The organism is Roseivirga pacifica (assembly GCF_900111145.1).
GTDB classification, from domain to species: Bacteria; Bacteroidota; Bacteroidia; order Cytophagales; family Cyclobacteriaceae; genus Roseivirga; species Roseivirga pacifica.
The window spans coordinates 1011186-1037726 of record NZ_FOIR01000001.1 but is presented as its reverse complement, the minus strand read 5'-3'; the positions used below and the strand labels follow the sequence as shown (position 1 = coordinate 1037726).

Sequence of the window (26541 nt, the reverse complement as noted above, 5' to 3'; positions counted from 1 at the left end):
AATGTTTTTAGAACCACAGTCGTACATATCGGGAGAACACACCACAGGAAGCATCGAAGTGGTTTGCGGTTGCATGTTTTCGGGAAAAACCGAAGAGCTGATTCGCAGACTTAGACGGGCAAAAATTGCCAAACAGCATGTGGAAATATTCAAACCGGCTGTTGATACGCGCTATCACGAGGAAGATGTGGTGTCTCATAATAGTACGGCCATCCGTTCCACTCCGGTACAATTCGCCTCAGACATACTCCTTCTGGCCGGTGACAGCGATGTAGTGGGCATAGACGAAGCCCAATTCTTCGATCAGGAAATTGTAAAAGTTTGCAGAACACTGGCCAACCAAGGCAAGCGTGTAATTGTAGCGGGCCTCGATATGGACGCCAATGGAGAGCCATTCGGCCCAATGCCGCAACTGCTGGCTATTGCCGAATTCGTTACAAAATTACATGCCATTTGCGCCATAAGTGGCTCATTGGCTTCGTTCTCTTTCAAGCTCTCCGACTCTGAAAAAACGGTGGAGTTAGGCGAATCGGAATTATACCAAGCCCGCAACAGAAAATACTTTTATGAAGGCCAAAAAGCCAAGGCTAAAGAAAAAGCTAAAAAGAGTGAATAGAACGCTGCTTTTTGTTGCATCACTATTGCTTTGTGTTTCGCTTTCGGCACAAAACATTCCCGTTTTTGGGTGGAAAACCCAGTTTAGCTATTACAACATTCAAGAAGTAACTACCGGTGCTAGTCAGCTATTCGCCCGCACCGACAATGCGCTTTACTATTACGACTTAGCAGACAACAGCATAAATTTGCTGAATAAGAACACGGGGCTTTCTGAGGTGGGAATTGGCGCCATTGCTTATTCCGAACAGCACCAAATGCTCGCCATTGGCTACAGCAATGGCAACCTCGACTTATGGTCTGAAAGCAGTTTTCGCAATATTTCGGAGATCAAAAGCTCCTCAAACTTGCAGCAAAAGGCCTTTCGAAAACTCCGTTTTAAAGACAATGAACTTTGGGGTGCCACAGACTTTGGTATGGTGCGCTATTCGCTCGAAAAGCTCGAGTTTGTTGAGGCTTATCAAAATATTGGCACTAACGGTGAAAGGCTTGCGGTTAATGACATGGCGTTTACCGCGGACAGGGTTTTTGCAGCTACTGAAGACGGTATAATTGACGCAAGCCTTGCCGATGACACGAATAGGCAAGACTTTAACTTTTGGAACCGCACGCTTACAGGCATCAACTTTGAACACATTATTTCAGTTGACAACACACTTTTTGCTGCGGCATCAAACGACCTGTTTCGCTATGAAAATGGCACCTGGAATTTTCACTCCAATTTTAGTGAACCAATTCAAGCCTTAGAAAGCAATCAAACACTATACATCATCACAGATAAGCACATCTATTCGCTTGAAGGTGATGCTTTGACCACGCTTTACACTGCCCCAACTGGCGAAACACTAAACGACATTAGCTTTCTCAACAATGAGTTTTGGCTTGGCTCTAACGAACTTGGTTTGCTGCGTTTTCAAGACTTGTCGGTTGAGCACACCACGCTAATTCCCGATGGTCCAGCAAATGATGTCTTGCTGTCATCAAGCTTTAAAGAGCACACACAATATTGGGTTTCGGAAAACTCCATTTCCGTAAAAACACCTAGTGAATCTTGGGAAAACTTAGCGGTAAGAGATCAAAGTAACAGACTCATTTCAGACCTGAACGATATTGATTTAGGCTTGAACCAATTAGCGGTGAGCAGCTACAGTAACGGGGTTTTTCTACAAACTGAAAATGGATTTGAAAACCTGGTTGACTTAAACCCAAATCACTTATTGAAAACCACCAATGCCAATGCTTATAATATTCCGGCCATTGCTACGGATACTGAGGCAACCCTTTGGATTGTACAGCGGCAACTTGGTCAACCCATTTCGTTCTACAATGAGGCTGCGAATGTTTGGGGAACGGTAACCATTTATAATCCGCGGGGCGAATATGCCAACGATATTTTTGTAGCGAGTAATGGCGACAAATGGCTGAGCATAGACGACAGCCAAGGCGGTGGGATTTTGGTATTTAATGAGGAAGATAATGCCGAACGCTATCTAAATATAAACGGTGGCCAAGGTGGTTTGCCTGGCAGCCTAGTAACCGATATAGCGCAAGATCAAGACTTATACATTTGGATAGCCACAGACGAAGGGGTTTGCTTTTTCCCCAACCAAAACGCCATACTCGCCAACACCTCGTTAACCGCCAGCGTGCCTATTTTTGAAAACCGCCTACTTCTTCGCGATGAGCACTTAACGGCCATTGCAGTGGACCCCGCTAACCGCAAATGGATTGGCACTTTGGACAACGGCATTTGGCTTTTTTCTGAAACTGGCGAAGAATTAATCTTCCACTTTACCACGGAAAACAGCCCATTGCCTTCAAATGAAATTACTGCTGTAAACATTACTCCAAGCACGGGCGAAGTATTCATTGCTACACCAAAAGGTTTGGTAACTTTTAAAGGCGATGCCACAGCAGGCACTGCCCAGCATGAAAACGTAAAGATTTATCCGAACCCGGTTGCCCCTAACTTTAACCGCAATATTGTAATTGAAGGCTTGGTGAATAATGCCAAACTGAAAATTACCGATGCCAGCGGCAACCTTGTGCGCGAAGTAAATGCCAATGGCAGCACGGCCATTTGGAATGGCCGCACTATCAATGGCGATCGCGTTTCTAGTGGCGTTTATCTGGTCTTCAGTACCAACTTTGATGGCACCGAAACCTTTGTAGGCAAAATAGTGGTAATCTGATGCTGAGCCATACCCGCGGAATCGTGCTGGGAAGCATTAAGTATAAAGAGACTTCCATAATTGTGAGAATTTTTACCGAGAAGTACGGCACACAAGCCTATGTGGTAAACGGGGTACGAAGTGCGAGGGCCAAGGGAAAATCTGCACTTTATCAACCCATGACTTTGCTCGATTTGGTGGTTTACTACAAAGAAGGCAAAGACATTCATCGCTTATCAGAAACCAAAATGGCCATGGTTTTTGGCGAAATTCCATTCTCCCCAATTAAGCGTGCCATTGGCATGTTTCTTTCCGAATTCCTATCAAAAGTATTGCGAGAAGAAAGCCCGAACGAATCACTTTTTCAGTTTTTATATCATTCAATCGAACTTTTCGATCATTTAAAAGAGGGTATAAATAACTATCATTTGCAGCTTTTGCTTAAGTCTGCAAACCATTTGGGCTACGGCCCTCAAGGCGATCAAGACTTTTTGCATCAACTATTGGAAGCAGGTATGCGCGTGCAGCCATTTGAAGATGAGCGCTCGGTCATTCAGCAACTAATAGAGCAACCTTATGGGGCTGCCATTCCAATCGGCAATTCGCACCGCAGAGAATTACTCGACCAAATCATTAAGTTCTATGCCATTCACATGCATGGAAACCTAGAAATCAAGTCGCTCGATGTGCTGAAAAGCGTTTTATCTGCCTAAAATCTGATTCAGAATTATTAATTTCGAACAAATTGATAATCATGAGTCAGAAATTATATGATGAGATTCCTTCATTAGATTTAGCAGATTTCACGTCTGGTGATCAGGAAAAGAAAGACAAGTTCGTACAAGCACTTGGTGCAGCTTATAACGACATCGGTTTTGTGGCCATTAAAAACCACGGCTTAACCGATGAAATGACTCAGAAACTATACAGTACGATTCAGGCCTTTTTTGCTTTGCCAGACGATGTAAAGCAGCAATACGAAGTACCTGAATTGGCCGGACAACGCGGTTACATTGGCAAGGGTAAAGAACATGCCAAAGGACGCAAAACCGGTGACCTAAAAGAGTTCTACCATGTGGGACAAGATGTAACCGATAACGACCCAATCAAAGAACAATACCCTGACAACATTTGGCCAAAAGAGCTTCCTGAAATGGAAGAAGTTGGCCTTACTGTTTACAAAACACTAGAAACAGCGGGCATAAAAATGCTACAAGCCATTGCGCTTTATCTTGGCTTGGAAGAGCATTACTTCGATAAGAAAGTACATAACGGAAACAGTATTCTGCGTCCTATTCACTACTTCCCAATTGAAAATCCGGATGAAGTGCCAGAAGATGCAGTGCGTGCCGCAGAGCATGGAGACATTAACCTTATTACGCTGCTAATGGGCGCCAGTGCCGATGGCTTGCAGGTACTCAGAAGAGACAATGAGTGGATTCCGATCACAGCGCTTCCTGACCAAATTGTGGTGAATGTGGGCGACATGCTTTCGCGTTTAACCAACAACAAACTTAAGTCTACGATTCACCGCGTGGTAAATCCGCCAAAAGAAGAAATGAAGAACTCCAGGTTCTCAATTCCATTCTTTATGCATCCACGTTCTGAAATGGACTTGACTTGCCTAGAAAACTGCATTGATGCAGACCACCCTAAGTTGTATGAAGATATTACTGCGGGTGAGTTTTTAGAACAACGTTTAGCAGAAATCGGGCTTCGTAAGAAGTAATATCGGGCATGGCGGTTAAACGCATTCGATATTATATCTTTCTAAAAGACGTACTGATTATCGCCATAAGTGCTTTTGGAGGGCCACAGGCACATATGGCGATGTTCATTAATATTCTCGTTAAAAAACGGGCATACATTACTGAAGAAGAGCTGATGGAGCTTTATGCGCTCTGCCAGATTCTTCCCGGCCCTACTTCTACCCAAACTATTACAGCCATCGGTTTTCGTATTGGGCGAGCTGGTTTGGCCTACCTTACCCTACTGGTTTGGATGCTGCCAGCGGTTGCTATAATGACCACAGCAGCTATTCTCATCAACTCGCACCAAGCCAAAAACTTCGACTTGGAGTTCACCAGATTCATTCAGCCCATGGCCGTTGGCTTTATTAGCTATGGTGCCTATGTAGTGGCTTCACGCGTAGTGAATACCAGAACTGCCGGAGGATTAATGGCACTATCGGCCATTGTAACCTACTTTATTAACAAACCGGCCGCGTTGCCCATAGTGTTGGTATTTGCTGGAGCACTCACTGCATTTAAATATAAAAAGCATGAAAAAGAGGAAATTGAAAAGGTAAAGATCAAGTGGGGTAATTTCACGCTCTGGGGCTTAGTTTTGGTAGCTGCCGCTTTGCTGGGTGGCTTTACACAAGATCGCTTTGTGCTGCTATTTGAGAATTTTTACCGAAATGGCTCGCTCATCTTTGGCGGAGGGCAGGTGCTTATTCCCTTTCTCAATACAGAATTTGTAGAAGCTAAAGGTTACCTCAGTTCAGAAGAGTTTCTCTCTGGCTTAGCCATGGTACAAGCCGTACCTGGACCAGTGTTTTCAGTAAGCTCATTTGTTGGGGCATTGTCTGTGCGCGACCTCGGGCTAGGCGGACAAATATTGGCTGGCTTTATCTCAGCCTGTGGCATATTTTTGCCTGGCACCTTCCTTATCTTCTTTGTTATTCGCTTTTGGGATAGCCTGAAAAAGTACCGAGTAGTACGTGCCTCATTGGAAGGTATTCATGCAGCGAGTGCAGGCATGGTAGCAGCCGCGGCCTTTGTACTCTTTGAACCAATCGACAATTCAGTACTGAATGTTTCTGTGGTAATTGGCACGTTTTTACTGCTCACTTATACCAAAGTGCCACCTCCATTTATTATTCTGGCCGGGTTGATTGCTGGTTTTTTGATTTGATTTTGATCTAATTCAGCCTTGGAGAGACGCTGAAGACTAGTTGAGACATCTCCTTTTTTAAAGCAAATACCCAATCTCTAACCTATCTTTCAAAAACTGAACCTTAGCATTTCTACCAATGCACAAAGGTAAGTTTTGATTTTCATGACCGGCCATTAAGCCATAAGCAATCGGTATGTTTAAATGGCTGAAATAGCTGCTCACTAACTCTTCGACCGTTTCAGAAAAGTAGTTATTGGCATTACCAATGTTGCTAAAGCTACCAATGATAAGCCCCCTGCAACCATCCAGTTTGCCGCAACGCCTTAGCTTATTCAGCATTCTATCAATGCTGTACATCTGCTCACCAACCTCTTCCAGAAAGAGTATTTTCCCTTCCAAGTCAATCTCATTTTCCGAGCCGATTGATTCCGCAACAAGGCATAAATTGCCTCCAGTAATTGGAGCTTGAATGGTAACCTCTTGCGTTACGGCACTTAGAGTATAATTAAAGCTCGTCTCTCCAAAAAGCAGCTCCTTAAGCGTATTATCAGAAGCATCGTCCCTTCCTATAGAGGCAAGCATTGGCCCGTGAACACCAGCAATACCCAAGTTTTCAAGCTGCAGTAAAAGGCTGGTTAAGTCGCTAAAACCTACCAACCATTTGGGGTTACTTTTTAGGGCTGCGTAATCCACCCCATCCAAAATTCTGGTGGTGCCATAGCCTCCACGCAGAAAAATGATAGCCTTTATTTCTGCATAGTTCAAAGCCCAATTCAGATCTTCTAATTTCTGCTCATCTGTTCCGGCAAAGTAGCCATGGTTTGCTAGCGTATGCTGCCCAAAAACAGGCACCAAACCCCAAGCTTTTACTATCTCAATGGCTTGCTCTATTTCACTTTCGAGTCGCTTGGCGGTGGCTACAATGGCAATTTTATCGCCTGGGTTTAAATGGGCAGGAATTAGCATGGGCTCAAAATAAAAAAACCTCTTCAGTTGAAGAGGTTTTCGTACTTAATATCTTTTAAGGTTTAGTTGCCTTCGCCAGTACCAGCAGTAGCTGGGTTGTCAGCAGGGGCAGCTGGCATTGGTACGCCAAGCTTAGCAAAAACCTTCTCTGTAATGTTCAACTCTTCGTCAGACGCCAGTACAATACCACCAACACCTGCAATTTGCGAGTTAAGGATCATTGCGAAGCCACCTTCTTTTCTCACTTCTTCAATAGCGTTCTGAACCTTTTCATAAACAGGGTTCATTTTTTCGCCTTCTTTAGCTCTTAATGCTTGCTCTGCCTGTGCAGCAAATTGCTGAGCTTCTCCTTGTAACTTTTGGAATTCGTTTTGCTTTTCTTGAAGCACAACTGTGTTTGGGTTAGGCTGTTGCGCCAATTGTTGCAATTCTTGGTACTTAGCCTGAAGGTTTGTTTGCTTAGCCTGAACTTGTTGGCCTAGCTGCTTCTCATAAGTGGCTAATTCTGATTGAATTCCTTCTAACTCAGGCATGTTGTACACGATGTAATCGATGTTCGTGTAACCAATCTTTGTACCTTGAGCTTGCGATGCTACAGCAACCAAAATTAAAGCTGCAGCCATTAAAAACTTGCGTTTCATCTTTCCTACTTTATTGTTTAATTTCTCTCTATTTTAAGTCCTAACTCCTCCATCACAAATTCAGTGTAATCGTGTGTAGGGTTAGAGTAAATTATGCCTATACTCGAAGCTTTGTCCAAAATATAGTCTAAACCATGTCTTTTAGCCACGGCTTCGGCTGCCAAAGAGACTTTTTCTCTTAACGGCTTTACCAGTTCATCTACTTTCTTGTAGTACAGGCCATCATTTCCAAAAAGCTCGGTATACCTTTTTAATGCTTCTTGTTCCTTCGCCTCAATTGCTTTCTGACGATCTGCTTTCATTGCGGCAGTCAACAAAACCTCATCGGCCCTTAGTGCTGCTCGCATCTTTTCTACCTCACCATACAAACTCCGTACCTCTTTGTCGTACGTGCTTGCTAGCTCTTCCAATTCCTTGATCTTCTCGTCATACTCAGGCATTTGTTCCAGTACGTATTCTGAGTCCAAATGACCTATTTTTTGAGCCTGTACCGTATTAGCAGGCGCAAAGTTAAAGATTAATATGGAGAATACTATGGTACTGAAAAAGTTACGCATGGCTACCTAAGTTGCTGCCCAATAGTAAAGTGAATTTGAGAACCAGCTGTAATACCAAGATCCAAGTCTGAATCGAAACCATAAGCCCAGTCGATACCCAACAAACCAAATGCTGGTAAGAATACTCTTGCACCAAAACCTGCCGATCTGAACAAGTTCCTTGGGGTGTATTCAGAGAATTTATTCCAAGCGTTACCTGCCTCAGCAAAGGTTAATAAGTAAATGGTACTTGTTGGCGCCAATGACACTGGGTATCTCAACTCAGCCACAAACTTGTTATATACTATACCACCTCTAAATCCGGTTACCGGGTCAACAGGTACAATACTGTTATCGTCATAACCTCTCAAGCCAATAATATCCTGACCAATTACGAAGTTGTTTGCACCATTCAAACCACTACCTCCTAAGAAGAATCGCTCAAATGGCCCTGAGTCTGTTCTGTCTGTATAAGAACCTATAAAGCCCATGTGCGCTCTGGCATTAACCACAAACTTTTTGTTCAGCGGAATGAACATTGAAAGGTCCATCATCCACTTATGGTATTCGATAAACTTATATCGTTTCTCTTCAGAAATTGGGTTGCCCTCACCATCTGGCTCAAAGTAATCCGGCATAAGTGCCGACCATGGCGGTGTAGCATTAATGGCCAACGTAAACTGCGTACCTAACTTCGGATATTGCGGGTTGTCAATGTTACTTCTTGAAATAACTGTGTTGAATGTTAAACTATTCGACTGACCGGTTTCGAAACCAAGCGTTTGCCCAAAGTTGTACACATTATAGAACTGATACGAAATTGAGTTCTGGATTTGGAAGTAATCATCTGGCCAACGCAACCTTCTACCCAAACCAACTGTAATACCAGACGATTTAAGGTAACCGTATAGCTCGTTGTTATTATAAGGATCTAAGCTTCGGTTGGCCGTTCTGTTTAAGCTTACCGTAAAGTTGTTCGGCTTTTTACCACCCAACCATGGCTCAGAGAAAATAAGGCTATAACTCTGGAATCTTCTACCGTTTGACTGTAACTGCAACGACAGCTTTTGACCATCGCCCGATGGGTAAGGTCTCCACTTGTCCCAGTTACCAATATTCTTTATAGAGAAGTTGTTCAATGAAAGCCCTACGGTACCCACAAAACCAAATGGCCCACCAAAACCACCTGAAAGCTGTATTTGGTCTGAAGACTTTTCTACCAATGTAAACATGATGTCTACTGTTCCGTCTTGTAGGTTCGGAATTGGTTGTGGGTTGATCTGCTCTGGATCGAAGTAACCCAACTGCCCCAATTCTCTAATAGTTCTGATAAGTTCTTTACGGCTGTATTTTTGACCTGGTAAAGTCCTGATTTCACGCAATACTACGTGATCACTCGTACGATCGTTTCCTTTAAGGATAATACGCTTAATGGTGGCTTGCTCACCCTCACTCATACGCATTTCCAAATCGATGGAATCATTTTCAGCCCTTACTTCCACAACATCTAAACGGAAGAACAGGTACCCATCGTCTGAATAAAGCGAGTTAATATCATCTCCATTCTGACCATCAAAATTTGTGCGCTGCTCTATTCGCTCGCGGTTGTAAACATCCCCTTTTTCAATGCCCAGTTTTTCAGTCAAAAATGCATCGGTGTATTTGTAGTTTCCTACCCACTCAATGTTTCTTATGTAGTATTTATTCCCTTCGTCTACCTTGATTTTAACATCAATATATTCATCATCAATCTTCTCCACTTCGTCCGAAACAATCTCGGCATCGCGGTAACCCTTAGAGTTATAGAAGTTAATTAGAGACTTTTTGTCTTCTTCGAAATCGGCCGCAATGAATTTAGACGACTTAAGAATGTTCAGCTTAACATTATCGTTTATAAACTGCTTAACCTCTCCTGTGGCTACGGTATCTGACTGCGCAAAGTAGCGAACAGCAGACTTAGGCCTAGTTTTAAATACTTGGTCGAAAAGGTGAGCAAAAAGCCAAAATCTAGCTTTTTCGTTCGTGTTTTTAAGTGGCCCCTTCAGTCTTCCATCTTCAAAAGCTTCGTTGCCTTCAAAGTGAATTTTTCTGATTTTCACTTTCTCGTTTTTATCTACTTCAAAAGTAAGGCTAGTACCATCTACCAAAACAGAATCGCCAGACTGAACGGTTTTAACCGTTGTGTTCAGGTAACCTTTCTCTTCGAAATATTTCTTTACTAAAAGCTCTGAGTTCTTAATTAGCGGAGAGCTGGCAACTTTACCAATAATATTGATTTGGTCTTTCAGGTCAGACTCTTGTGTAGAGGTAACACCCGTAATATTGTATCGGAGAATTCTTGGGCGCTCAGTAAGTTTTACTTCGATCCAAGCCCTGTCGCCTTCGGTTTTGGTAAGCCAAAACTGTACATCGGCAATAATTCCTTGACCCCACAAACGCTTAATCGCATCTGAAATCTCCTGACCTGGAATAGGAATTCTATCACCAACTTTAATTCCAGCAAACGAGGTTAGTGCTCGCTCGTCTAGAATTCTCAGCCCTGTATATTTGATTTCGGCAATCTCAAAAACCTTTGGGTTAGAATAGTCAATCTGAACCCCTTGGCCTGTATTAATTCCGTAACGCTCTTGCGACAAAGCCGCAAAGGCTACGAAACAAAGCCCCATCACCAAAAAAATCTTACGCATTACTAAGCTCAACCCTTTATTTGTTCACTCGTTTTTCCGAATCTTCTTTCTCTATCCTGATAAGCCAAAATGGCTTTGTGCAATTCTTCTCTTCTGAAATCGGGCCATAATATATCGGTGATATAAAATTCCGTATAGGCCATTTGCCATAAGAGAAAGTTGCTAATCCTTTGCTCTCCACTTGTTCTTATCAACAACTCAGGATCAGGAATGCCTGATGTGACCAAGTAAGAGTCTACGGTTTCTTGATTAATATTTTCAGCTTGAAGTTTGCCTGCCGAAACGTCTGTGGCTATGCGCTGCATGGCTTGGGTAATGTCCCATCGACCACTATAGCTAAGTGCCAAAACCAGCGTCATGCGCGAGTTATTAGCAGTTTTTGCTTTTGCCTCAGCCAGTTCTCTTTGGCACCTTGGCGGTAGGCTGTCTACATCGCCAATGCTTTCCAAACGAATGTTGTTATCCTGCAAAGTTTTGATTTCTGAATTCAAGGTACTCACCAACAATTCCATTAAAGCCAAAACCTCATGCTTTGGGCGGTTCCAGTTTTCGGTAGAAAACGCATAAAGCGTTAGGTATTCTACGCCCAACTCGGCACAACCTTCGGTAACCTCTCGAACGGCCTTAATTGCATTCTTGTGGCCAAACACGCGTGCAGCACCTTTTCCCTTGGCCCAACGACCATTGCCGTCCATAATTACGGCTATGTGCTTAGGAAGTGATTCAGGCTTAATGAGTTCCTTCATTTCGTGAATTTGGAAAAAACAGCCACGAAGGTACGAAATTGGATTTTTTAAATTAAGCGTTAAGGGAACTCTTTCCGCTTTTACTTAAACCAACCCTCTGGGCAAACAATTTTGTGGAAGGTAAAGCTGAGTGAAATTGCCGTGTAAAACATCCAGTCATCATCATTAGGATTACCTCCGCTGTAGTCTTTAATGTTGGGAGTTCCTGCCGATACGTTATCAATTTCGTCAGAGTTAGTTTTTATTGCACTGGTTGAAACGGCCAAAATCCAGCGTTTATTAAAGCGGTATTTTATGCCCACCCCAACAGGAACTCTAAATTTTATGCCTGTATTGTATTCGTTAGAAAACCCGTCATCGCCCTGCATTCGGTACAGCCCTAAGCCAAAAAACACATAGGGTGTCCAAAACTGTTCTAGTCTATCGTTCCGATAATTGAGAAAGTGATACTCCAACAAAAAATCGGAATTGATAAAACTGCCTTCAAAAGAGGCGCTTCTGTTTGCTGAAAATACGTCAAAAGCTTCGTCATCTACTGCCGAAAGTTTGCCAGCACCAAGCGAAACTCGGTAGCTAAGGGCATCGTTAAGGTTTCTTCTGACAAAGAATTGGCCACCCAAGGAATAATCCGATATACTAAACTTTCGGTTTACATCGCCTAAGTAAGTGTAGCCGCCAAGTTCCATTCCCAGTTCAGAGTCTTGCCCAAACGCAGTGGTTTGAGAAAGAAACACAACCAATGTAAGTAGAAAGAACCTTGTGACCACTTTGGCCAGTTTATCCGTATGATATGCTCGCAAGCTAGAGAACATCTGTAAAATCTTAATGAATGGCTGGGTTAAATATTGTTAACTCAATTTCGGGCATCTAGACCCCAATTCAATTTGTTTCGCAAAGTGTCGAAATAATTGCTATCCCCAAAACGGACGAGCTTTGCCTCAAATTGCTCGCGCTGTACACTTATTTCAACGGTGTCGTCTACCGTGAGCGAGCGCGAATCTAGTGAAATCATAAATTCACGAGACCTTCCCTCCACCTCAAAAGTGATTTTGCTTTGGTCGCTTACAATGATTGGGCGAACCGCCAGATTGTGCGGACTAACTGGGGAAATGATGAAATTCTTTTGTGTAGGGTGCACTAGTGGACCGCCAGAACTAAGCGAATAACCGGTAGAACCTGTGGGCGTTGAAATGATTAATCCATCGGCCCAATAGGAGTTCAAATATTCGCCATCTACATAAGTGTGTACCACAATCATAGATGAGGTTTCCTTTTTGGTGATGGTCAACTCATTCAGCCCAAAATTGAATGGTTCGAAAAGCCCTTGGTTTGAATCGACATGAATAAGCGAACGCGATTCGATTTTATAATCTCCAGCATTGAGCTTTTGTACCACCTCATTCACGGCCTCGCGCGGGGTGGTAGCCAAGAAACCTAAGCGGCCAAGGTTAATACCTACTATTGGCAGCTCGCTCTCTTTGGTAAAAGTGATGGTGTCCAAAATGGTACCATCGCCACCAAGGCTAATAATAAAATCGTAATTACTCAGGTCATCGGACCTATCGAAGGTTTGCTCAATCTTAGGATGAAAGTCTTTCTCTGCTAGGTCGTTTTTGTATTCTGATGATATGGCCAAAAACGCATCAACATCGGCTAGGCATTGCAGTAAATCAGAAATGCAAGCCTGTGCTTCGGGGCCAGTACTTTTACCGTGGATGGCAATTCTCATAGAGGTGAGTTATATGTTGAGGTAGCGCATCAGCATATCGAAACGCTCTTGGTCGTTCGATTTAATTTCTTCTTCCTGAAAGCGCCCGATAATTTTATACCCAAAACGCTCTAAAGAAGCCGTAATGTGCGATACTTCTGTAATATTTAGTTTTAGTGTTACGCGCAACATCGAGTGATCTTTGGCATCGGAATTTACAGTGCTACTCAAAATTTTGGCGTTTTCCGATTCAATCAATCGGCTAATTTCTGCCAGCGAATAATCCCGCTGATTCATTAAAAGCACTAGAATTGCCCCAGGTTCTTGCACTGCGGTAGATTCGGCAAAGGCCTGAATGGTATCTTCTATGGCTATTACTCCCTCAAAATTACCGTGGCTATTAATTACCGTTACCATCTGCAACTCATGCAGAGAGGCCACTCTAATTACATCATAAAAATGCTGGTCTTCAGTTACAAAACACTCCTGCCCTTCCAATTCATATTCGCTAATTGGAATAGAAGAATCATTTTCTTCCAAAATAATCTCCTCGGTAATAAACCCTTTGAACTTACCGCGTTCAATCACCGGTAGTTGATTCACGCGCAATTCTTCCATCCACACAATGGCCTTGTGCCCATTGTCTGTTGGTTTTAATGGCGGAATCATATGATTTATTAACTCTGTTGCTGTCATAACTAAAGCTTAAACCTTAGAAAGATCAATAAGGTTCTAATGCTGAATTAAGCAATATTATAAAAAGTCACCCAATTTCTAAGCATTTCCAAACCGTATTCAGTTAATACGGCCTCTGGGTGAAACTGCAAACCATGTACCTGATAATCAAGCGACTCGAAAGCCATAAGCTCACCTGCCTGTGTAAAGGCTGTTTTCTTGAGTGTTTTTGGTAAATCTTTAATCACCAACGAATGGTAGCGTACAATATCAATACTACGCGGAATGTTTTGAAAAAGTACGGCACCCAGATTATCAATTTTTGAAATCTTACCGTGCATTGGCTTAATGGCTTTTACTAAGGATCCACCAAAGTGCATAGCAATGGCCTGATGGCCCAAACAAACACCTAGCATTGGTATTTTGCCCACAAAAGCTTCAATTATCGGCATCAAGTTACCGGCCTTACGGGGTTCTTCTGGGCCAGGCGAAAGCACCAAGCCTTTGTACTTGGCCAAATCTATTTCTGTAGGGTCAACATCATTCCGCAACACCTCCACTTGGGCACCGGCTTGCTCAAAATAGTCCACCAAATTATAGGTGAACGAATCGTAATTATCAATCAGGAGAATCAAACTGGAGCAACTAGATCTTGAATAGACTCGAGCATTTCTTGGGCAAAAGGCATAATCACATCGAGCTTGGCAATTATGTTAGGGCCAAGTTCTGCCAAGAATGGGTAAAGCACCAAATCTTCATCTGATTGACCTGGCAGCTCAATTCCAAAATTGAGCATAAGCCAAAGGATTATACTCACACCAATGGCCCACTTAAGTATGCCCACCACTGCTCCGGCAAAGCTGTCGAGACCACCAAGCAAGGTTAGGTCAATCATCTTTTTGAGCAATTTACCCAGCATGTTTATGAGCAAAATGATGGCTAGAAAAATAATAATGAAGGAAATGAACGGTAGCAGATTGTCCATTCCATCAATATATTCAGCAAGGTAGGTCATGCCCACCTCCATTAGTTTAAACCCACCTATAATGGCTAGCACAAAAGCCAAAATGCCAATGATTTCTAGCAGCAGTCCTTTGCGAAAGCCAAGCACCGCACCAAAAATCAATGGCACCAATAATATTATATCGAGGGTTTTCAAATTTGTTTAGCCTACTAAAAGCGACTTTACAATGGTAGAAATGGTTTTTCCATCGGCTTTACCAGCTAGCGCTTTGGTGGCCACACCCATTACTTTACCCATGTCTTGAGGGCCAGTAGCACCTACTTGGGCAATTACCTTTTCCAACTCTGCTTTTACTTCTTCTTCAGAAAGCTGTTTTGGTAAATAACGCTCAATTATCTCTGCTTCGCCTATTTCAACAGCATAAAGGTCTTCTCTACCTTGCTCCTTATATATAGCTGCCGAGTCTTTTCTTTGCTTTACCGCTTTCATCAACAACTTCATTTCGTCATCAGCAGAAATTTCGGTGCCTTTACTTTTTTCAGTTTCAGCCAGCATAATCATAGACTTAACCGAACGAAGCGCTTTAAGCTCTTCCTTCTCCTTAGCCAGCATGGCTTTCTTTATATCTGCTTCAATTTGTTGTTTTAAACTCATTGGGAAATATTTTCAATTTTCGAAATCATTAACTTGCGGGCAAAGTTATGCAATAAAGCATTTATCAATGACAAAGCTGAGCGTTAACATAAACAAGATCGCTACCATTCGCAATGCACGCGGTGGAAACAACCCCAATGTGGTACAAGTGGCCAAAGATGCCGAGCAGTTTGGTGCTCAAGGCATTACGGTGCACCCACGCCCTGACGAACGACATATCACTACCCAAGATGTATACGATTTGAAAGAAGTGGTAACCACAGAGTACAATATTGAGGGCTATCCTGATGAGCGATATTTAAAGCTAATTGAAGAAGTAAGGCCAGCGCAAGCCACGCTTGTGCCAGACCCTCCGCACGTGCTTACATCCAACGCAGGTTGGGACACGCAAAAGCACGAAGGCTTTTTAAAGGAGGTTATTTCACATATTAATTCGCTTGGGGTTAGAAGCTCGATTTTTGTAGAGCCGAACGAAAAACATGTGGAAGGCGCCAAAGAAGTAGGCACCAACCGCATTGAACTGTACACCGAAATGTATGCCACCGGCTACGAAAGTTCGCCTGAAAAAGCCATTGCCGATTACAAAGCAGCCGCTGCCAAAGCGAATGCCTTAGGCTTAGGCATAAATGCGGGCCACGACCTTGACTTAACTAATCTGAAATATTTGGTGCAGGAAATTCCGTATATCGATGAGGTATCCATTGGCCATGCGCTAGTTTGCGATGCCCTTTATTACGGTCTGGAAAACACCATTCAACTATACTTGAGAGAACTGAGATAATGCCACAACTGAGCTATAAAACCTTTGGAGAAGGTGAACCCCTTATTATTCTTCACGGCCTTTTTGGCTCACTAGATAACTGGATTACGCTAGCCAAAAAGTTTGCCGACAACTACAAAGTATACATTGTGGATCAAAGAAACCACGGGCTGTCCTTTCATGATGATGCCTGGGATTACGATCTAATGGCGGAAGACCTATGTGAGTTTATGTCGACCGAGCAGCTTGACAAAGCTCACCTGATTGGCCACTCTATGGGAGGAAAAACGGTGATGAATTTTGCCGTAAAGTACCCTGAAAAAGTTGACAAATTGATTGTAGCTGACATTGGCCCAAAATACTATCCTGTTCACCATACCACCATTATAAAAGCCCTTTATAGCATAGACGTAAATGCCTTGAGTTCTCGCAATGAAGCTGACGAGCAAATGCAAAAGCTCATTTCAGAATTTGGCGTTCGCCAGTTCTTGCTGAAAAACTTACAGCGCGATGGTGACAGTTTCCGTTGGAAAATGAACCTTGATGTAATCGCTAAAAACATCGAAGAAGTGGGCAAAGCGCTCAATCAAAATGCTACTTATGCCCAGCCTACGCTGTTCATTCGAGGTGGAAAATCAGATTATATTCAAGATGGAGACTTCAACACCATCCATTCTATTTTCCCAAAAAGTAAAATTGAAACGATAGCTGGTGCTGGCCATTGGCTGCATGCCGAAAAGCCTGCGGAGTTCTTTCAATTGGTAACCGAATTTTTAGCAAATGAATAACCCTGGTCAAGTTTTTCTGATCCCCAATGTAATTGCTGAAGGCACGCAAGAAGCTGTAATTCCTCAACACGTAAAATCAGCCATTCTAGCTTGCGACTTCTTTTTAGTTGAAAACCTGCGCACAGCTCGCAGGTACATTAGTAGCCTAAAGCTAGGCCTTACTATTGAAGAACTGGAGTTTCAAATTCTTGATAAAAAAACCAGCTACGAAGACTGCTTTGAGCTGCTTCAACCTGTTTTGAACGGCAAAAATGTCGGAATCATTTCGGAGTCTGGCTGCCCGGGCGTTGCCGATCCAGGTGCTCGTCTAGTGCATATGGCACACCAATTCAGGGTAAAGGTGAACCCTTTGGTGGGGCCGTCTTCTATTCTATTAGCATTAATGGCCAGCGGGTTCAACGGCCAGTCTTTCGCCTTCCATGGCTATTTGCCCATCGATAAAAAGGACCGACAATTGGCTATCAGAAATCTGGAAAAATCGTCTAAAGAATTGAACCAGACGCAAATATTTATGGACACTCCATACAGAAATGAGCAACTTTTGGCCGATGTAATAAAAACCTGCCGAAAGGACACTTATCTCTGTGTTGCCAGAGATATTTCAGGAAAAGAAGAACTCATTCTCTCTAAACCAGTTGAAAAATGGAAAGCGAATGAGGTCAAACTCAAGAAGATTCCGACAATCTTCATTATATACTCTACTTAATTAGTAGGGTGATGCTTTTTTAATTGAATCGATAACCCTAATTTTGCCGCCCTAAATAATAACTTATGCCATACCTATTTACTTCAGAGTCAGTATCGGAAGGACATCCGGATAAAGTTGCAGATCAGATTTCTGATGCGTTGATTGACAACTTTTTGGCCTTCGATCCAGATTCAAAAGTGGCTTGCGAAACCTTGGTAACTACCGGCCAGGTGGTACTTGCAGGCGAAGTAAAATCTAATACTTACTTAGATGTGCAGCGCATTGCCCGCGAAACCATCGAGAAAATTGGTTATACCAAAGCCGAATATCAATTCGACAGCAAATCTTGTGGTGTGCTTTCTGCCATTCACGAGCAGTCTGACGATATCAACCGCGGTGTAGACAGGGCTTCTAAAGAAGAACAAGGTGCTGGCGACCAAGGTATGATGTTTGGTTACGCCACCAACGAAACCGACAATTACATGCCGTTGGCATTAGACATCTCTCACAAAATTCTTCAAGTATTGGCCGATTTGAGAAGAGAGTCGAAAGAAATTACTTACCTAAGGCCAGACGCAAAGTCGCAGGTAACCATTGAATACTCTGATGACAATGTGCCTCAGCGTATTGATGCAATTGTTGTTTCTACACAGCACGATGATTTTGATGCTGAAGATGCTATGCTTGCCAAGATCAAGGAAGATATTGTTGCTATTCTCATCCCAAGGGTGAAAGCGTTGCTACCTGACCACATTCAGAAACTGTTCAACGATGATATTAAATACCACATCAACCCAACGGGTAAATTCGTAATTGGTGGCCCGCATGGCGACACCGGCTTAACTGGTCGTAAAATTATAGTGGATACTTACGGAGGAAAAGGTGCACACGGTGGTGGCGCATTCTCTGGCAAAGATCCTTCAAAAGTTGACCGTTCTGCGGCTTATGCCACAAGACACATTGCCAAAAACTTGGTGGCTGCTGGCGTTGCAGACGAAGTGCTTGTGCAAGTATCTTACGCCATTGGTGTGGTAGAGCCAATGGGTATTTACATCAACACTTATGGTACAGCCAAAGTAGGAATGAACGATGGCGAAATTGCCAAAAAAGTATCTGAGCTATTCGATATGCGCCCTTACGCTATCGAAACAAGGCTTAAGCTACGCAGCCCTATGTATTCAGAAACTGCCGCTTACGGCCACATGGGTAGAGAAAACAAGGTGGTGAAGAAAACCTTCATCAATTCAAGCAATCAGCCTAAAGAGTTTGAAGTGGAGCTATTCACATGGGAAAAACTTGACTTTGTAGATAAGGTAAAAGCGGCTTTCGGTTTATAATCGTTAGTTAAACAAGGCATAAAAAAACCCGAATCGTTTGATTCGGGTTTTTTCGTTTTAATGAGCAAGGACTTTCTCCTTGTGCTTCTTTATCTGTCTTCGCAGCGCCTCAGTACAGTGGTCGGTAGCTGCTTCAAACGATCCGTTGGTTTTGTGTGCAAACAACTGCTCACCCGGAACGTTCAGTTTTATTTCCACAGTTTTATTTTGAATCCCTTCATTGTTCAGTCTTAAAATTACTTCTGCATCAATGGTCCTATCATAAAAGGTATCTAGCTTATCCAGTTTCTTTTGAATAAAATCGATCAACTTAGCATCTGCATCGAAGTGAACTGATTGAACTTGTACTTTCATGTTGTTAAAATTTAAAGGGTTAAACTTATGCCTTTGGATGCGCCTGATCGAAAGCCGATTTCAGTCGCTCCAAAGAATTATGTGTATAAACTTGCGTTGCTGCCAAACTACTATGCCCCAACAAGTCTTTTACTGCATTGAGATCGGCACCTTTGTTTAAAAGGTGCGTTGCAAAAGAATGGCGCAGCGCATGAGGGCTCTTTTTATCGAGAGAAGGAACTTGATTTAAATACTTTTTCACTACTCTGTAAACTAACATCGGATATGCTTGCCCTCCGTCTTTATTAACGATTAAATATCCATTAGGATTGGAAAATTGCCCATGACTTTTGTCATGTATGTAACTTTTTATCAGTGCGGCTAATGGTCTGGAAAGTGGAATTATTCTTTCCTTGTTTCGCTTTCCAAGCACTTTAATACTGCAATCGCCTTGTGCAAAGTCACTTACCTTTAATTGTAGCAATTCAGACAGACGAATACCAGTACCATAAAGGAGCTCTATAATAATTTGGTCTTGCGGATTGTCAAATTCAACATTGTCCAACCAAATACTAAACTCGTTCTCATCGGCAAAGCCAGGCAACTCTTTTTGCGTCTTTAGTGCCTTTACCTTATCAGTAGGATTCTTGCTTATGGCTTCGCGCTTAATTAAGAATTTATAAAAACTCCTAAGCGTAGCCAACTTACGATTCACCGATCTCGGGTTCATGCCAGAATCCATCAGGCTCAACACCCACGAACGGATCATAAGTTGAGTAGCCTCTTCTAACGAAGTGGTTGAAAATTTTTCAGAAGTAAATGCTTGAAATTGCTTGAGGTCGTTTTCGTATGACTGTACGGTATGCTGGGAGTACCTCTTTTCGTAAGCAATATATTTAAGGAAGGAATTTACCATGCTAGCACTGCGTCAATCAACACAGTACTAACATAGTAATTTATAAAGAGATTCGGAATACCTTAGTAGTTTTCCTTAGCGTACATTTTTTGCTTGTATGCCGCTTTAATCTTTTCAGTTCTTCTAGAAATAGAAGGTTTTTCAAAGTGCTGTCTAGATCTAAGCTCTCTTAGAACACCAGTTCTTTCGAATTTCTTCTTAAAACGCTTTAGCGCTTTATCAATCGATTCGTTTTCTTTTACGTTAATGATAATCATTCGTGAAACACCTCCTTTCAATTCGGAGGGCAAAGGTAAGTATTAAATATTGATTTAGTGAAAGTTATGCTAAAATCTTTTTAGTGCTTTAATAGCTCCCTTGCAATCACAAGTTTCTGAATTTCAGATGTACCCTCGCCTATCGTACACAGTTTAGAGTCGCGATAGAATTTTTCTACGGGGTAATCCTTGGTGTAACCATAACCACCGAAAATCTGAACGGCCTCAGTAGCACAATGCACGGCACACTCCGATGCATGGTACTTAGCCATTGCTGATTCGCGGGTTACTTTTTGGCCGTTATTCTTTAACTCTGCAGCGCGATGCGTTAATAGTTTGGCCGCTTCTAGCTGTGTGGCCATATCAGCCAGCTTAAAAGAAATACCCTGAAAGTTAAAAATTGGCTGATTGAACTGGTGTCTTTCTTGCGAATAAGCTAAAGCAGCCTCGAAAGCCCCCTCGGCAATTCCTAAACTCAAAGCAGCAATGGAAATTCTACCGCCATCCAGCACTTTCATAGATTGAATAAAGCCTTCACCTACTTTGCCCAAAATATTTTCAGCCGGAATTCGACAGTCTTCAAAAATCATTTCGGCAGTTTCAGAAGTACGCATGCCTAGCTTATCCTCTTTTTTACCTGCTTTGAATCCTGGCGTACCTCTTTCCACCACAAAGGCCGTCATTCCATGTGAGTCGCCTACTTCTCCAGTTCTGGCAATTACCACTGCAATATCGCCAGATTTACCGTGGGTAATCCAGTTTTTTGCCCCATTCAACACCCACGAATCGCCATCTTGCTTGGCAACGGTTTTCATATTACCGGCATCGGAGCCCGTGTTTGGCTCTGTTAAACCCCACGCACCAATCCATTCGGCAGTAGCCAACTTAGGCAGCCATTTCTGCTTTTGCTCTTCACTACCAAACTGAAGAATATGCCCCGTACACAATGAATTATGCGCAGCAAGTGAAAGACCTATTCCCGGATCGAGCTTGGCCACTTCGCTTATAGCCGTAATGTACTCATGATAACCAAAGCCAGAGCCTCCATACTCAGCTGGCACCAACACGCCCATTAAACCTAACGCTCCGAATTTCTTAAATACTTCAATGGGAAATTTCTGTTCATCATCCCAAGCATTTCTAAAAGGAGTAATTTCCTTTTCACCAAAGTCTCTGATCATTTGGGCGATCATGCTTTGGTTCTCATTCATTCCAATTTCCATTTCTAAATAGTTTGCGAGAAGATAAGTAAATCGAACAACCTAACAAACGATTGTTAGGCAAATATGTTCAGCGACAAATCGGGTGCTTTCATCGCCCATTCACAACATTTCACCGAAGCATAATATGAATGACCACTGAGCTTATTAGATTTGAGAAAATTACTTAGCATGAAAAAGCTTTTGATTACCGGAGGAGCAGGTTTTATAGGTAGCCATGTGGTACGGTTGATGGTCAACAAATATGCTGACTATCAGATTTTCAACCTTGATGCCCTTACCTATGCCGGCAACCTGGAAAACCTAAAAGACATTGAAGACAAGCCTAACTATACCTTTGTAAAAGGCGACATTACCGATGCTGCTTTTTTGAACGAGCTGTTTGCCCAGCATCAGTTTGACGGGGTGATTCACTTAGCTGCCGAGTCGCATGTTGACCGCTCAATCTCTGATCCATTGGCATTTGTAAACACCAATGTGATTGGCACCGTAAACTTACTGAATGCAGCCAAAGCCTCTTGGACATCCTTCGAAAGCAAGCGCTTTTATCATGTTTCTACCGATGAGGTTTATGGCTCTTTGGGCGAAACTGGCTTCTTCTTAGAAACTACCAGTTACGATCCTCAGTCCCCATATTCTGCTTCAAAAGCTAGTTCTGATCATTTCGTTCGGGCATACGCCAACACTTATAAGTTGCCAGTGGTTATTACAAACTGCTCTAATAACTACGGCCCAAATCAGTTCCCAGAGAAATTATTGCCATTGTGCATCAATAATATAAAGCATAACAAGCCGCTGCCTATTTATGGCAAAGGCGAGAACATTCGCGATTGGCTATATGTAATCGATCATGCGCGTGCTATTGATGTGGTTTACCACAATGGTGTGCTAGGTGAGACATACAATATTGGTGGTTTTAACGAGTGGAAAAACATTGACATCGTACGCCTGCTATGCGACATTATGGACAGAAAGCTTGGCCGTACTGAAGGCGAGTCTCAAAAGCTCATCACCTTTGTGAAAGACCGTGCCGGCCATGATATGCGCTACGCCATTGATGCCACAAGAATTAAAGATGAACTTGGTTGGGAGCCTTCACTTCAGTTTGAAGAAGGTTTGGAAAAAACTGTAGATTGGTACCTAGCCAATGAAGAGTGGCTGCAAAATGTTACCTCAGGAAATTACCAAGACTATTACCAAAATCAATATCAATAATGAAAGGCATAATACTAGCAGGAGGATCGGGAACTAGGCTTCATCCATTAACCATTGCCATAAGCAAACAGCTTATGCCAGTGTATGACAAGCCGATGATTTATTATCCGCTTTCCATTTTAATGTTAGCGGGCATCAAAGACATTCTCATTATTTCTACCCCGCACGATTTGCCTTTGTTCGAAAAGCTTTTGGGCGATGGCTCTCGCATTGGCTGTAAATTTAGCTATGCCGAACAGCCCGAACCAGAAGGATTAGCTCAGGCATTTATTATTGGCGAAGAATTTATAGGCAACGATAAAGTAGCCTTGATTCTAGGAGACAACATCTTCTACGGCTCTGGTTTACCAAAATTGCTTAGGTCGAACATTGACCCCGATGGCGGTATTGTTTATGCTTACCGTGTTCACGATCCGGAACGCTACGGTGTGGTGGATTTTGATGAAAACATGAACGCACTTTCTATCGAAGAAAAGCCAGCCAACCCAAAATCTAATTGGGCTGTGCCAGGGCTATACTTTTACGACAACGATGTGGTAGAAATAGCCAAGAACTTAAAACCAAGTCCTAGAGGTGAGCTGGAGATTACTGATGTAAATAAAGTGTACCTTGAAAGAGGCAAACTGAAAGTAAGCACGATGGACCGCGGTACGGCTTGGCTAGATACCGGAACCATTAAGTCATTGATGCAGGCTGGGCAGTTCGTGCAAATCTTAGAGGAAAGGCAAGGCATCAAAATATCTTGTATTGAAGAGATTGCTTACACCATGGGCTTTATTGACAAAGCACAATTAAAAGAAATAGCCAAACCTCTGGAGAAGTCTGGCTATGGCACATATCTTAAAAGACTTGTAGAGTAAATCTACTCATTATATAAGGTGGTAAGCACAACTTGTGTTACCGCCTTTAAAGTCTCTTTACTAATCACATCCATGTTATCGGCCTGTGTATGGTGGTAATCACCAAAGAAATTATCTGGGCGATAATCCAAGATATCAATCATTGGTATCTTGGCGTACTTGTTTACAAAAACATGGTCATCCATAAGACCAGTAGCTCCTAAGGACTTCTTGAAAAAGTTTTGATACCCCAGTCTATGGGCGGTATTCCAAACCTTCGACATCACTCTACCAGCATTCTGTTGAGAAACCGAGTCATAGTAAAACGTAGCATCACTTGCCCCTACCATATCGAGTAAAATTCCATAGTATGCCGTGTAACCTGCTTTGTGCTTGTTTTTGCTCCAATACTGAGAGCCCAAACACCACCAGCTCTCTTTACCTGCTGGCAAATCAACCTGACCCATATCTTGGTGCTCACCCCAATCTTCACCATCAAATAAGATAATATCTACCCCTACGTTTGGTGCATTATTAGTGCTCAACACACGCGCAATCTCCAACAACACTGCAACCCCGCTGCCTCCATCATTAGCACCATCTATTGGAGCTTGCTTATTCTCGCTGTCTTTGTCAGCAAATGGTCTGGTATCCCAGTGCGCTGCCAATAATATTCTCTTCTTTTTCTCAGGATAAAACGAAGCAATCACATTCTTCAGGTTAACCTTAGTACCATCGTAAACATTGTCTTCAAACTCCTGAACCATTACATTGGCTCCATAAGACTCAAACTTATTCACAAACCAATCAGCAGCTTGCGTATGGGCATCAGTATTAGGCACCCTTGGGCCAAAAGCGATCTGCTTTTCAACAAAAGCATATAGAGAGTCTGCACTAGATTGTGGAGCTGCTTTCAAAGGCTGGGTATTAACAGTTTCTTTGTTAGAGCTGCCGCCCCCACAGGCACTTACTAAAACAACCAATGCGAGGAGAAAAAAAGTGTTTTTGAAATTCATGCGCATAAATTCTAAGCCTAAATTAAAGAGCCTTTTAACTAAAAACAGGGACTAATACATAAATATTTGATAAGAAATAAAAAAGCGCTAATTTTGTAGCGCTTACGATGATTAACCAGAGGGGACACCATAAGTCCCCTCTTTCTTTATCTCTACGATGGGTTTGACAGAAAAGATTAAGGAGACGGCAGAGAAATACTTAAAAGATGACAGCTATTTTATTGTAGATGTGATCTCGAAAGGTACTGCGGGTCGTACAAAAGTTCTGGTTTTGTTAGATGCCGATGAGGGTGTTAACATTGACGATTGTGCTGAATTAAGCAGAGCCCTTGGCAACGATATTGAAGAGAACGAGATCATAGAAGATGCTTACATTTTGGAGGTCTCTTCTCCTGGGCTCGATCATCCACTAAGCATGAAGAGGCAGTTTGCCAAAAATGTTGGCAGAAGCTTGAGGATACTCCTGAAAGATGGAGGTGAAATTAGAGGTAAATTTACAGCCATGGAAAACGATGAGTTGACCATTATAAAAGAAGAAGCCTCTAAGAAGAACAAGAAAAAAAGTACCGAAGGCGAAACCGTAAAGATTCCCTTTGGCAGCATAGAAAAAGCGAATGTGTTAGTGTCATTTAAGTAAACAAAATGGACAGTGCAGTTTTAATAGAATCATTTGCAGAGTTTGCAAAGCATAAAAATGTCGATAGACCTACCATGATCAGAATTCTGGAAGATGTTTTCAGAACCATGATCAGAAGAAAATTTGAAGTAGATGATAACTTCGATATCGTTATAAACGCAGACAAAGGTGACCTCGAAATCTGGAGGTTCCGTGAAATTGTTGACGATAACTCAGAAGATATTTGGGACTACGACAAAATCAGCCTTTCTGATGCCAGAAAAATTGAGCCTGATTTCGAAATAGGAGAAGAAGTTGCAGAGGAAATTAAACTGATTGACTTCGGTAGACGTGCCGTAATGACTGCGCGCCAAACACTTATTCAAAGAATTAAAGACTTAGAAAAAGACATTCTTTACCAAAAGTACAAAGACTTGGTTGGTGAAATCATCAACGCAGAAGTTTACCAAGTACTAGGTAGAGAAGTACTTTTAGTAGATGGAGAAGGCAACGAGCTTTCTCTGCCAAAATACGAGCAAATTTCAAAAGACCGATTCAGAAAAGGCGAGTCAGTTCGCGCTATTGTGGATCGTGTAGAAATGGTAAATGGTAACCCTAAGATTATTCTTTCAAGAACTTCTGGAGAATTCCTTGAAAGACTATTCGAAAGCGAAGTACCTGAAGTTTACGATGGTTTAATCACCATTAAGAAAGTAGTTCGTGAGCCAGGAGAAAGAGCCAAAGTGGCGGTAGAATCTTACGATGACCGTATCGATCCGGTAGGAGCATGTGTAGGTATGAAAGGTTCACGTATTCACAGCATTGTTCGCGAGTTGCAGAATGAGAACATTGATGTGATCAACTTTACCGATAACATGGAGCTTTACATTGCCCGTGCGCTAAGCCCAGCCAAAATCACAAGCATGAAGATTTTGAATGAAGACGGCCGCGTAGCTGTGTACCTAAAGCCAGACCAAGTGTCGCTTGCCATTGGTAAGGGAGGTCAAAACATTAAGCTTGCTTCCAAACTAGTAGGGTTGGAAATAGACGTCTTCAGAGAACTTTCTGAGTTTGAGGAAGAGGATGTAGATCTTGATGAATTCGTAGACGAAATCGATGACTGGATTATCGATGAGTTGAAACGAATCGGTTTGGATACTGCAAAGAGTGTATTGAGTTTGAACCCAGAAGATATTGTTCGTAGAACCGAACTTGAGGAAGAAACTGTAAAACACCTATTCAGTATTCTACAGCAAGAGTTCGAAAAGTAATACGTATTAAGAAAAAAACAGGGA

Annotated in this window: 29 protein-coding genes; 13 read left to right on the top strand and 16 right to left on the bottom strand. The window is 42.5% G+C overall.

Annotated elements, in window-relative coordinates:
- Window position 1 precedes the first annotated feature (1 nt).
- Genes BMW98_RS04570 through chrA form a run of 5 tightly spaced genes read left to right on the top strand, consistent with a single transcriptional unit; the run spans window position 2 to window position 5702 of the window.
- Window positions 2-616: a thymidine kinase gene (locus tag BMW98_RS04570; protein WP_090257290.1), complete on the top strand. Its 615-nt coding sequence runs from the start codon at window positions 2-4 to the stop codon at window positions 614-616.
- On the top strand, window positions 567-2807 hold the full coding sequence (gene porZ, locus BMW98_RS04565) for a type IX secretion system anionic LPS delivery protein PorZ (RefSeq protein WP_090257288.1): 2241 nt from the start codon (window positions 567-569) through the stop codon (window positions 2805-2807). Before BMW98_RS04570 ends, porZ begins: the two co-directional genes overlap by 50 nt.
- On the top strand, window positions 2807-3499 hold the full coding sequence (gene recO / locus BMW98_RS04560; protein WP_090257286.1) for a DNA repair protein RecO: 693 nt from the start codon (window positions 2807-2809) through the stop codon (window positions 3497-3499). Before porZ ends, recO begins: the two co-directional genes overlap by 1 nt.
- A 41-nt stretch (window positions 3500-3540) precedes the next feature.
- On the top strand, window positions 3541-4515 hold the full coding sequence (locus BMW98_RS04555; protein WP_090257284.1) for an isopenicillin N synthase family dioxygenase: 975 nt from the start codon (window positions 3541-3543) through the stop codon (window positions 4513-4515).
- 8 nt (window positions 4516-4523) lie between these two features.
- The gene (gene chrA, locus BMW98_RS04550) at window positions 4524-5702 is read left to right on the top strand and encodes a chromate efflux transporter (RefSeq protein ID WP_090257283.1); all 1179 of its coding nucleotides are present in this window, start codon (window positions 4524-4526) and stop codon (window positions 5700-5702) included.
- 57 nt (window positions 5703-5759) lie between these two features.
- On the opposite strand, the gene BMW98_RS04545 is transcribed toward chrA, so the two are convergent.
- The 11 genes from BMW98_RS04545 to BMW98_RS04495 all read right to left on the bottom strand — a co-directional run bounded on the left by BMW98_RS04545 (window position 5760) and on the right by BMW98_RS04495 (window position 15261).
- The gene (locus BMW98_RS04545) at window positions 5760-6650 is read right to left on the bottom strand and encodes a S66 peptidase family protein (RefSeq protein WP_090257282.1); all 891 of its coding nucleotides are present in this window, start codon (window positions 6648-6650) and stop codon (window positions 5760-5762) included.
- Between the two features lie 62 nt (window positions 6651-6712).
- On the bottom strand, window positions 6713-7291 hold the full coding sequence (locus tag BMW98_RS04540) for an OmpH/Skp family outer membrane protein (RefSeq protein WP_090257281.1): 579 nt from the start codon (window positions 7289-7291) through the stop codon (window positions 6713-6715).
- A 17-nt stretch (window positions 7292-7308) separates the two neighbouring features.
- The gene (locus tag BMW98_RS04535; protein WP_090257279.1) at window positions 7309-7848 is read right to left on the bottom strand and encodes an OmpH/Skp family outer membrane protein; all 540 of its coding nucleotides are present in this window, start codon (window positions 7846-7848) and stop codon (window positions 7309-7311) included.
- Window positions 7849-7850: 2 nt separating this feature from the next.
- A complete protein-coding gene (locus BMW98_RS04530) occupies window positions 7851-10514 on the bottom strand; it encodes a BamA/OMP85 family outer membrane protein (protein ID WP_090257277.1) in 2664 nt (887 codons plus the stop codon).
- 8 nt (window positions 10515-10522) lie between these two features.
- Window positions 10523-11260 carry an isoprenyl transferase gene (locus tag BMW98_RS04525; RefSeq protein WP_090257275.1) on the bottom strand — a complete coding sequence of 246 codons (738 nt, stop codon included), beginning with the start codon at window positions 11258-11260 and terminating at the stop codon, window positions 10523-10525.
- 80 nt (window positions 11261-11340) lie between these two features.
- Window positions 11341-12072 (bottom strand): type IX secretion system protein PorG, encoded by a 732-nt coding sequence (porG, locus tag BMW98_RS04520; protein ID WP_090257273.1) that lies wholly within the window; start codon window positions 12070-12072, stop codon window positions 11341-11343.
- Window positions 12073-12113: 41 nt separating this feature from the next.
- Window positions 12114-12989: an NAD kinase gene (locus tag BMW98_RS04515; protein WP_090257272.1), complete on the bottom strand. Its 876-nt coding sequence runs from the start codon at window positions 12987-12989 to the stop codon at window positions 12114-12116.
- A gap of 9 nt (window positions 12990-12998) precedes the next feature.
- Complete coding sequence (locus BMW98_RS04510; protein WP_090257270.1) at window positions 12999-13664, bottom strand: CBS domain-containing protein; 666 nt, start codon at window positions 13662-13664, stop codon at window positions 12999-13001.
- A 47-nt stretch (window positions 13665-13711) separates the two neighbouring features.
- A complete protein-coding gene (locus tag BMW98_RS04505; RefSeq protein WP_090257269.1) occupies window positions 13712-14278 on the bottom strand; it encodes an anthranilate synthase component II in 567 nt (188 codons plus the stop codon).
- Complete coding sequence (locus BMW98_RS04500) at window positions 14275-14802, bottom strand: CvpA family protein (RefSeq protein WP_090257267.1); 528 nt, start codon at window positions 14800-14802, stop codon at window positions 14275-14277. Before BMW98_RS04500 ends, BMW98_RS04505 begins: the two co-directional genes overlap by 4 nt.
- A gap of 6 nt (window positions 14803-14808) precedes the next feature.
- Window positions 14809-15261, bottom strand: a complete 453-nt coding sequence (locus BMW98_RS04495) for a GatB/YqeY domain-containing protein (protein ID WP_090257265.1) — start codon at window positions 15259-15261, stop codon at window positions 14809-14811.
- A 67-nt stretch (window positions 15262-15328) separates the two neighbouring features.
- Between BMW98_RS04495 and BMW98_RS04490 the strand changes: the two genes are divergently transcribed.
- The 4 genes from BMW98_RS04490 to metK all read left to right on the top strand — a co-directional run bounded on the left by BMW98_RS04490 (window position 15329) and on the right by metK (window position 18834).
- Window positions 15329-16042, top strand: coding sequence for a pyridoxine 5'-phosphate synthase (locus BMW98_RS04490; RefSeq protein ID WP_090257263.1), 714 nt, complete (start codon window positions 15329-15331; stop codon window positions 16040-16042).
- Window positions 16042-16809 carry an alpha/beta fold hydrolase gene (locus BMW98_RS04485; RefSeq protein WP_090257262.1) on the top strand — a complete coding sequence of 256 codons (768 nt, stop codon included), beginning with the start codon at window positions 16042-16044 and terminating at the stop codon, window positions 16807-16809. Before BMW98_RS04490 ends, BMW98_RS04485 begins: the two co-directional genes overlap by 1 nt.
- Window positions 16802-17515 carry an SAM-dependent methyltransferase gene (locus BMW98_RS04480; RefSeq protein WP_090257260.1) on the top strand — a complete coding sequence of 238 codons (714 nt, stop codon included), beginning with the start codon at window positions 16802-16804 and terminating at the stop codon, window positions 17513-17515. Before BMW98_RS04485 ends, BMW98_RS04480 begins: the two co-directional genes overlap by 8 nt.
- Window positions 17516-17580: 65 nt before the next feature.
- Complete coding sequence (metK, locus tag BMW98_RS04475; RefSeq protein ID WP_090257258.1) at window positions 17581-18834, top strand: methionine adenosyltransferase; 1254 nt, start codon at window positions 17581-17583, stop codon at window positions 18832-18834.
- Window positions 18835-18891: 57 nt separating this feature from the next.
- Here metK and hpf read toward each other — a convergent pair whose 3' ends face one another.
- The 4 genes from hpf to BMW98_RS04455 all read right to left on the bottom strand — a co-directional run bounded on the left by hpf (window position 18892) and on the right by BMW98_RS04455 (window position 21563).
- A complete protein-coding gene (hpf, locus tag BMW98_RS04470) occupies window positions 18892-19188 on the bottom strand; it encodes a ribosome hibernation-promoting factor, HPF/YfiA family (protein ID WP_090257256.1) in 297 nt (98 codons plus the stop codon).
- A 25-nt stretch (window positions 19189-19213) separates the two neighbouring features.
- Window positions 19214-20083 (bottom strand): tyrosine-type recombinase/integrase, encoded by an 870-nt coding sequence (locus BMW98_RS04465; protein WP_090257255.1) that lies wholly within the window; start codon window positions 20081-20083, stop codon window positions 19214-19216.
- Between the two features lie 62 nt (window positions 20084-20145).
- Window positions 20146-20340, bottom strand: coding sequence for a 30S ribosomal protein S21 (gene rpsU, locus BMW98_RS04460; protein ID WP_090257253.1), 195 nt, complete (start codon window positions 20338-20340; stop codon window positions 20146-20148).
- A gap of 80 nt (window positions 20341-20420) precedes the next feature.
- Window positions 20421-21563: an acyl-CoA dehydrogenase gene (locus BMW98_RS04455; RefSeq protein WP_090257251.1), complete on the bottom strand. Its 1143-nt coding sequence runs from the start codon at window positions 21561-21563 to the stop codon at window positions 20421-20423.
- A gap of 168 nt (window positions 21564-21731) precedes the next feature.
- Between BMW98_RS04455 and rfbB the strand changes: the two genes are divergently transcribed.
- Window positions 21732-22775, top strand: coding sequence for a dTDP-glucose 4,6-dehydratase (rfbB, locus tag BMW98_RS04450; RefSeq protein ID WP_090257249.1), 1044 nt, complete (start codon window positions 21732-21734; stop codon window positions 22773-22775).
- Entirely contained in the window at window positions 22775-23635 is an 861-nt protein-coding gene (gene rfbA / locus BMW98_RS04445) for a glucose-1-phosphate thymidylyltransferase RfbA (protein ID WP_090257247.1), read from the top strand. The genes rfbB and rfbA overlap by 1 nt, the downstream gene beginning before the upstream one ends.
- 2 nt (window positions 23636-23637) lie before the next feature.
- On the opposite strand, the gene BMW98_RS04440 is transcribed toward rfbA, so the two are convergent.
- Window positions 23638-24630, bottom strand: a complete 993-nt coding sequence (locus BMW98_RS04440) for a DUF4910 domain-containing protein (RefSeq protein ID WP_245733482.1) — start codon at window positions 24628-24630, stop codon at window positions 23638-23640.
- 157 nt (window positions 24631-24787) lie between these two features.
- Between BMW98_RS04440 and BMW98_RS04435 the strand changes: the two genes are divergently transcribed.
- Together BMW98_RS04435 and nusA are read left to right on the top strand one after the other, a co-directional pair.
- Complete coding sequence (locus BMW98_RS04435; RefSeq protein WP_090257243.1) at window positions 24788-25267, top strand: ribosome maturation factor RimP; 480 nt, start codon at window positions 24788-24790, stop codon at window positions 25265-25267.
- A gap of 5 nt (window positions 25268-25272) precedes the next feature.
- On the top strand, window positions 25273-26517 hold the full coding sequence (gene nusA, locus BMW98_RS04430; RefSeq protein ID WP_090257241.1) for a transcription termination factor NusA: 1245 nt from the start codon (window positions 25273-25275) through the stop codon (window positions 26515-26517).
- Window positions 26518-26541 lie beyond the last annotated feature (24 nt).

What these genes read in the sequence shown, in the direction of transcription:
- BMW98_RS04570 (WP_090257290.1), top strand. Translation starts at nt 2, where the DNA reads ATGTTTTTAGAACCACAGTCGTACATATCGGGAGAACACACCACAGGA.
- porZ (WP_090257288.1), top strand. Translation starts at nt 567, where the DNA reads ATGAAGGCCAAAAAGCCAAGGCTAAAGAAAAAGCTAAAAAGAGTGAAT.
- recO (WP_090257286.1), top strand. Translation starts at nt 2,807, where the DNA reads ATGCTGAGCCATACCCGCGGAATCGTGCTGGGAAGCATTAAGTATAAA.
- BMW98_RS04555 (WP_090257284.1), top strand. Translation starts at nt 3,541, where the DNA reads ATGAGTCAGAAATTATATGATGAGATTCCTTCATTAGATTTAGCAGAT.
- chrA (WP_090257283.1), top strand. Translation starts at nt 4,524, where the DNA reads ATGGCGGTTAAACGCATTCGATATTATATCTTTCTAAAAGACGTACTG.
- BMW98_RS04545 (WP_090257282.1), bottom strand. Translation starts at nt 6,650, where the DNA reads ATGCTAATTCCTGCCCATTTAAACCCAGGCGATAAAATTGCCATTGTA.
- BMW98_RS04540 (WP_090257281.1), bottom strand. Translation starts at nt 7,291, where the DNA reads ATGAAACGCAAGTTTTTAATGGCTGCAGCTTTAATTTTGGTTGCTGTA.
- BMW98_RS04535 (WP_090257279.1), bottom strand. Translation starts at nt 7,848, where the DNA reads ATGCGTAACTTTTTCAGTACCATAGTATTCTCCATATTAATCTTTAAC.
- BMW98_RS04530 (WP_090257277.1), bottom strand. Translation starts at nt 10,514, where the DNA reads ATGCGTAAGATTTTTTTGGTGATGGGGCTTTGTTTCGTAGCCTTTGCG.
- BMW98_RS04525 (WP_090257275.1), bottom strand. Translation starts at nt 11,260, where the DNA reads ATGAAGGAACTCATTAAGCCTGAATCACTTCCTAAGCACATAGCCGTA.
- porG (WP_090257273.1), bottom strand. Translation starts at nt 12,072, where the DNA reads ATGTTCTCTAGCTTGCGAGCATATCATACGGATAAACTGGCCAAAGTG.
- BMW98_RS04515 (WP_090257272.1), bottom strand. Translation starts at nt 12,989, where the DNA reads ATGAGAATTGCCATCCACGGTAAAAGTACTGGCCCCGAAGCACAGGCT.
- BMW98_RS04510 (WP_090257270.1), bottom strand. Translation starts at nt 13,664, where the DNA reads ATGACAGCAACAGAGTTAATAAATCATATGATTCCGCCATTAAAACCA.
- BMW98_RS04495 (WP_090257265.1), bottom strand. Translation starts at nt 15,261, where the DNA reads ATGAGTTTAAAACAACAAATTGAAGCAGATATAAAGAAAGCCATGCTG.
- BMW98_RS04490 (WP_090257263.1), top strand. Translation starts at nt 15,329, where the DNA reads ATGACAAAGCTGAGCGTTAACATAAACAAGATCGCTACCATTCGCAAT.
- BMW98_RS04485 (WP_090257262.1), top strand. Translation starts at nt 16,042, where the DNA reads ATGCCACAACTGAGCTATAAAACCTTTGGAGAAGGTGAACCCCTTATT.
- BMW98_RS04480 (WP_090257260.1), top strand. Translation starts at nt 16,802, where the DNA reads ATGAATAACCCTGGTCAAGTTTTTCTGATCCCCAATGTAATTGCTGAA.
- metK (WP_090257258.1), top strand. Translation starts at nt 17,581, where the DNA reads ATGCCATACCTATTTACTTCAGAGTCAGTATCGGAAGGACATCCGGAT.
- hpf (WP_090257256.1), bottom strand. Translation starts at nt 19,188, where the DNA reads ATGAAAGTACAAGTTCAATCAGTTCACTTCGATGCAGATGCTAAGTTG.
- BMW98_RS04465 (WP_090257255.1), bottom strand. Translation starts at nt 20,083, where the DNA reads ATGGTAAATTCCTTCCTTAAATATATTGCTTACGAAAAGAGGTACTCC.
- rpsU (WP_090257253.1), bottom strand. Translation starts at nt 20,340, where the DNA reads ATGATTATCATTAACGTAAAAGAAAACGAATCGATTGATAAAGCGCTA.
- BMW98_RS04455 (WP_090257251.1), bottom strand. Translation starts at nt 21,563, where the DNA reads ATGGAAATTGGAATGAATGAGAACCAAAGCATGATCGCCCAAATGATC.
- rfbB (WP_090257249.1), top strand. Translation starts at nt 21,732, where the DNA reads ATGAAAAAGCTTTTGATTACCGGAGGAGCAGGTTTTATAGGTAGCCAT.
- rfbA (WP_090257247.1), top strand. Translation starts at nt 22,775, where the DNA reads ATGAAAGGCATAATACTAGCAGGAGGATCGGGAACTAGGCTTCATCCA.
- BMW98_RS04440 (WP_245733482.1), bottom strand. Translation starts at nt 24,630, where the DNA reads ATGAATTTCAAAAACACTTTTTTTCTCCTCGCATTGGTTGTTTTAGTA.
- BMW98_RS04435 (WP_090257243.1), top strand. Translation starts at nt 24,788, where the DNA reads ATGGGTTTGACAGAAAAGATTAAGGAGACGGCAGAGAAATACTTAAAA.
- nusA (WP_090257241.1), top strand. Translation starts at nt 25,273, where the DNA reads ATGGACAGTGCAGTTTTAATAGAATCATTTGCAGAGTTTGCAAAGCAT.